Source organism: Xinfangfangia pollutisoli, assembly GCF_020179405.1.
Lineage (GTDB): Bacteria > Pseudomonadota > Alphaproteobacteria > Rhodobacterales > Rhodobacteraceae > Pseudogemmobacter > Pseudogemmobacter pollutisoli.
The window spans coordinates 1-4,760 of the sequence record NZ_JAICBZ010000145.1; the positions used below are offsets into that span (position 1 = coordinate 1).

Below are 4,760 nucleotides of genomic sequence, written 5' to 3' on the forward strand. Positions count from 1 at the left end.
GGGCGGCACCGGCGCCGAAGTCACCAGCCTGGCCATCGTGCTGGATGAAGAGCGGCAGATGAAGATGGCCATCGCCGCCGCCGCCCCGCATCTGCCCTGGATCACCTATGACGCCTATGATCCTGCCCGGATCGGGCCTTTCTTCCCGCATGCCCATGCCTTTGCCTCGCTGGTGGGCGAAGCCGCGCCCTTCGCGGCCGAGGGTTATGATTTCGGCCTGTTCCTGGTCGCGCCCCGCACGCTGTACCGCGACCATGCCCATCCGGCGGCCGAGTTGTACCTGCCCCTGACCGGCCCGCATCGCTGGCGCTTCGCCCCCGGCGCCCCTTTTCATGAAAAGCCCGCCTTCGCCCCGGTCTGGAACCCGCCGCACCGGCCGCATGCCACGCTGACCGGCGATCTGCCCTTTCTGGCGCTGTTCGCCTGGACCGCCGATGTGGCCGCCCCGGCCTATGTGCTGGATGCGCCCGACTGGGCCCTGTTCGAGCCGGCCGCCGGATGACCGAGACGCTGATCGTCCATGGCCGGATCCGCAGCATGGACCCCGCCCATCCGACCGCGGCGGCGATGCTGATCCGCGATGGCAGCATCGTGGCGCTGGGGCCGACGGCAAAGCTGCGCCGCATGGCCTCGGCCGGCGCCCATGTGATCGACGCCGGCGGGCGGCTGGTGCTGCCGGGTTTTCAGGACGCGCATATCCATTTCCTGTCGGGCGGGACCGATCTGGCCAGTTCGGCGCCGCTGTATGACGTGAAAACCCTGCCAAAGCTGACCGCCGCAATCGCCGCCCATGCCGCCCGCCACCCGGCACTGCCCCTGGTGATCGGCGCGGGCTGGCAGCCGGGCCTGTTCGGCGATCACAACCTGACGGCCGCCGCGATCGACGCCGCAACCGGCAACCGCCCGGCGGTGCTGTATGATTCCAGCTTTCACAATGCATGTCTGAACACGGCCGCCCTGCGTCTGGCGGGGATCGGGGCCAAGACGCCCGACCCCGCGAATGGCCATATCGTCCGCGATGCTGCCGGCCAGCCGACGGGGATGCTGCATGAGGATGCGATCCAATGGGCGCTCTCCCGACTGCCCGCCTTGTCGGACGATGACCATATGGCCGGGCTTCTGGCCGGGCAGGCGCATGCCCATGCCCATGGGCTGACCGGCGTTCTGGACCCGCGGGTCGAAGCGCTGGAGCAACGCATTTACACGCGCGCCCTGGCCGAAAACCTGCTGACGATGCGCGTCGCCGGGGCGGCGCAGGTGCGCGAAAGCGATACGGTCGAAACCGCCCTGCCGCGGCTTCTGGCGATGCGAGCGGCGGCGCCCGGGCCGGATTTCCATATCCAATCGGCCAAGTTCTTCATGGATGGCGTGTTCGAAAACCGCACCGCCGCGCTTCTGGCCCCCTATGCCGATGCGCCGGGCGGCAACGCGCCCTGCATGTTCGGGCAAGAGCAGACGCTGGCGCTGATGACCGCGCTGGATGCCGCGCGCTTTCAGATCCATGTCCATGTCATCGGCGATGCCGCCTTGCGCCGCGCGCTGGACGGGCTGGCCGCCGCCCGCGCCGCCAACGGCGCCTGGCCCGGCCTGCACCAGTTGGCCCATCTGCAGCTGGTCGACCCCGCCGATGCGCCGCGCCTGTCGGCGCTGGGGGCGATGGCGAATATCCAGCCGCTCTGGGCGCGCTATGATCCGGTCGTGCCCGATATCGCGCTGCAGATGATCGGCGCCGAGCGCGAAGCCCTGACTTACCCGTTCCGCAGCCTGCTGGACATGGGCACCGCGACCTGCCTGTCCTCGGACTGGCCGGTTTCCACCCTGAACCCGTTCGAGATCATCGAAACCGCGGTGACGCGTCAGGCCCGGCTGGCCGAGCGGCCGAAAGACCCGTTTCAGCCGCAGGAACGCCTGACGGTCGAAGATTGCGTCGCCGGCTATACCGTGCAGGCCGCCGCCGCCTGCTGGCGCGGCGCTTATACCGGGCAGCTGCGGCCCGGCTTTTCCGGCGATGCGATCATCCTGGATCAGGACATCTTCACCTGCCCGGCCTGGAAGATCTCCGACACCAGGGTGCTGCTGACCCTGGTCAAGGGGCGCGAGGTCCATCGCGCCGCCTGGTTCGCGGGCTAAGCCGCTACAGCACCATGCGCACGCGGTCCTGCAGCCAGGGCACCGCATCGCCGCGCGACAGGAAGGTGGCGACTTCCATCATCTCCCAGCGCTGGCCCTCGTCGCCGAACCGCACCTGGGCCACTTCCGCCTCGCTCAAGACCCCCGAGAAGAAGGCCGAGACCCGGCCCGGAAAATCGGCCGAGGGCAGGATCAGCCGACGCTGCAGCCGCGACGCGGGCAGGATCAGGCCGAATTCCTCGTGCAATTCGCGCAGAAGGCAGGCCTCGGGCGTCTCATGGCCTTCGCGGCCACCGCCCGGCAGATCCCAGTGCCCGCGCCAGATCAGCCCGGGGAAATCGTCGCGCAGATAGCACAAAAGCCGCGTTCCGCAGAAGAACGCGGCTTTCGCGCCGATGAAATCCCCCGGGTCCGGCCCGCGGTCAGGGGTTGTCATTGATGTCGCGATCCCAGGTCTTCACCTGGCCCGGCCGCTTGCCGAAGATCGCGCGCAGCAGATACCAGGCCGCCAGCGACAGAAGCGCGAAGATCAGGATCAGCGCCGGCAAGCCGACCGCGCCCAGAATGCCCACGCCGATCAGCACCCCGGTCAGGGCCGCGCCGATGGCAAAGCCCAGGAAGATGAAGCCGGGCGCCAGGATCTCCAGCCCGCCCAGGGCGAAGCCCAGCACCACCCAGGCCCACCAGATCGTCCACAGCTGCCCCGGCATCGCCTACCCCCTGCCTTTCAGCATCTTGAACGCATCGCCAAAGGCTTCCAGCGCATTGGCGGGCACCAGGATCGTCTGCTTGCCCTGCCCCACGGCCACGGCCTGCAAGGCCTCGACCTGTTTCAGTGCCACCTGGAACTGCGCCGCCTCAAGCCCGTTCTCCTTGATCGCAAGCGCGATCACGCCCGTCGCATAGGCTTCGGCATCGGCCGTCACCCGGCGCGCCTTGGCCTGCTGCTCGGCCGAATACAGATCGGCATCGGCGGCCAGCTCGACCGCGCGCTTCTTGCCCTCGGCCTCCATCACCTGGGCCCGCCGCGCCCGCTCGGCATTCAGCTGCTGCAGCATCGCGGCCCGCGTCGCCTCGTCCAGGTTCACGTCCAGAATCTCGGCCCGCGTCACCTCGACCCCCCAGTCGTCGACCATGGCCGCCACCTGTTCGCGCACCCGCTCGATCAGCGAGGCCCGGTTGGACTGGACCTGGTCCAGTTCCAGCTTGCCGATTTCCGACCGCACGATCCCGGCCACCGTGGTGGCGATCGCGGCGTCGATGTCGCGGATCCGGTAGACGGTCTTTTCCGGTTCGGTCACCCGGTAGAAGACCGAGGTCTCGACCTTGACCAGAACGTTATCGGCCGTGATCGCATCCTGCGAGGCATTCGGCAGCTGGCGTTCCAGCACCGAGACCTTGTGGGCGATCCGGTCCAGGAAGGGGACGACAAAGTTGATCCCCGGCCCAAGCACCGATCTGAGCCGGCCGAAGCGTTCGACCACATGTTTTTCGCTTTGCGGCACGATGCGCACGCCAAGGAAGATGCAAAGGATGATGAAAAACGCGATGGCAAGAAAGACGGCATTCCAGCCGAGCAAATCTCTGAATTCCATTGAAAAAGCCTCCTGGTCAGGTCGCGCGGCACCGGCAGCGTCAGCCACCGGGCAGCGCCTCTAATGTGACGGGGGCGGCCGGTTCCGGCAAGGGCCGGAATCGCGCGGCCTTTCGCTGCCGCAGCACAACCGCTATCTTCGCGCCATGATCCCCAACCTGCCCGGAAAGGCCAAGATGCCCCAGCGCCTTCATCTCGTCTTCGGCGGCGAGCTTGTCAGCCCCGAGAAAAACGTGTTCCGCGACGTGTCGCAGATTCATATCGTCGGCATGTTCCCCGATTACGAAAGCGCCCATCGTGCCTGGAAGGCCGAGGCGCAGCGCACGGTGGACAATGCCCATATGCGCTATTTCATCGCGCATATTCATCGCCTGCGCGATGAGGAAACCGCGGCGTCGCCCACCGAGGAACTCGGCTGATCCATGTCTCCTCCGCCGCTGTTCGGGCTTGCGCTTCCGTCGCTGCGACCGCGGCCGGCTGCGGGGGGCGAGGCGCTGCGGGCGCCCCGGCCGCCTGGCCGGCTGATCTGGCTGCACGCGCCCGGGCCCGATCCGGCACCGGGGCTGGAAGAGCTGGGCCGTCGCCTGGCCGAGGAAGACGGGTTCGCGCTGCTGCTGACCGGCCCGGCAACGGGTCTGCTGGCGGGGGCGGTGGTTCAGCCCGCGCCCGAGGAAAACCCGGCCGAGCTGCGCGCCTTCCTGGACCATTGGCAGCCCGAGCTGGTGGTGTTTGCCGATGGCGGCCTGCGTCCGTCGCTGCTGCAAGAGGCACGGGCGCGGCATCTGCCGCTGATGCTGGTCGAGGCGCGCAGCCCCCGGCTGATCAAGGGGCGCGACCGCTGGTTTTCCGGCCAGCTGCGCAAAAGTCTGGCCGCCTTCAGCCATATCGCGGTGATCGACGAGTCCGCGGCGGCCGAGTTCCGCAAGGCGGGTGCCGCGGCGCAGGTGATCTCGGTGACCGGCCGGCTTGAGGAACGCTCGGCCGCGCTGCCCTGTGTCGAGGCGGAACGCGCGGCGCTTGCCCGCGGCCTGGCGGC

Annotated in this window: 7 protein-coding genes; 4 read left to right on the plus strand and 3 right to left on the minus strand. The window is 68.4% G+C overall.

Annotation, left to right across the window (positions count from 1 at the left end; translation table 11 throughout):
• Positions 1–502: dimethylsulfonioproprionate lyase family protein (locus K1Y73_RS21350; protein ID WP_225030419.1), on the plus strand; the 502-nt coding region annotated here is incomplete at its 5' end.
• On the plus strand, positions 499–2,130 hold the full coding sequence (locus tag K1Y73_RS21355; RefSeq protein WP_225030421.1) for an amidohydrolase: 1,632 nt from the start codon (positions 499–501) through the stop codon (positions 2,128–2,130). The genes K1Y73_RS21350 and K1Y73_RS21355, both read left to right, overlap by 4 nt.
• A gap of 4 nt (positions 2,131–2,134) precedes the next feature.
• Here the strand turns inward: K1Y73_RS21355 and K1Y73_RS21360 are convergent, their stop codons facing one another.
• From K1Y73_RS21360 to K1Y73_RS21370, 3 genes are read right to left on the minus strand one after another with little or no spacing between them, the layout of a single operon-like run.
• The gene (locus tag K1Y73_RS21360) at positions 2,135–2,566 is read right to left on the minus strand and encodes an NUDIX domain-containing protein (RefSeq protein WP_225030422.1); all 432 of its coding nucleotides are present in this window, start codon (positions 2,564–2,566) and stop codon (positions 2,135–2,137) included.
• A complete protein-coding gene (locus K1Y73_RS21365) occupies positions 2,553–2,840 on the minus strand; it encodes an NfeD family protein (protein WP_225030423.1) in 288 nt (95 codons plus the stop codon). Before K1Y73_RS21365 ends, K1Y73_RS21360 begins: the two co-directional genes overlap by 14 nt.
• A 3-nt stretch (positions 2,841–2,843) precedes the next feature.
• Entirely contained in the window at positions 2,844–3,725 is an 882-nt protein-coding gene (locus K1Y73_RS21370) for an SPFH domain-containing protein (protein WP_225030424.1), read from the minus strand.
• Positions 3,726–3,900: 175 nt separating this feature from the next.
• On the opposite strand from K1Y73_RS21370, the gene K1Y73_RS21375 reads away from it, so the two are divergent.
• Both K1Y73_RS21375 and K1Y73_RS21380 read left to right on the plus strand, forming a co-directional pair.
• On the plus strand, positions 3,901–4,143 hold the full coding sequence (locus K1Y73_RS21375; protein WP_225030425.1) for a DUF4170 domain-containing protein: 243 nt from the start codon (positions 3,901–3,903) through the stop codon (positions 4,141–4,143).
• A gap of 3 nt (positions 4,144–4,146) precedes the next feature.
• Positions 4,147–4,760: glycosyltransferase N-terminal domain-containing protein (locus tag K1Y73_RS21380; protein WP_318248268.1), on the plus strand; the 614-nt coding region annotated here is incomplete at its 3' end.

Bases quoted from the DNA above. Each gene is read 5' to 3' on its own strand.
- K1Y73_RS21365 (WP_225030423.1), bottom strand. From the start codon at position 2,840: ATGCCGGGGCAGCTGTGGACGATCTGGTGGGCCTGGGTGGTGCTGGGC.
- K1Y73_RS21375 (WP_225030425.1), top strand. From the start codon at position 3,901: ATGCCCCAGCGCCTTCATCTCGTCTTCGGCGGCGAGCTTGTCAGCCCC.
- K1Y73_RS21355 (WP_225030421.1), top strand. From the start codon at position 499: ATGACCGAGACGCTGATCGTCCATGGCCGGATCCGCAGCATGGACCCC.
- K1Y73_RS21370 (WP_225030424.1), bottom strand. From the start codon at position 3,725: ATGGAATTCAGAGATTTGCTCGGCTGGAATGCCGTCTTTCTTGCCATC.
- K1Y73_RS21360 (WP_225030422.1), bottom strand. From the start codon at position 2,566: ATGACAACCCCTGACCGCGGGCCGGACCCGGGGGATTTCATCGGCGCG.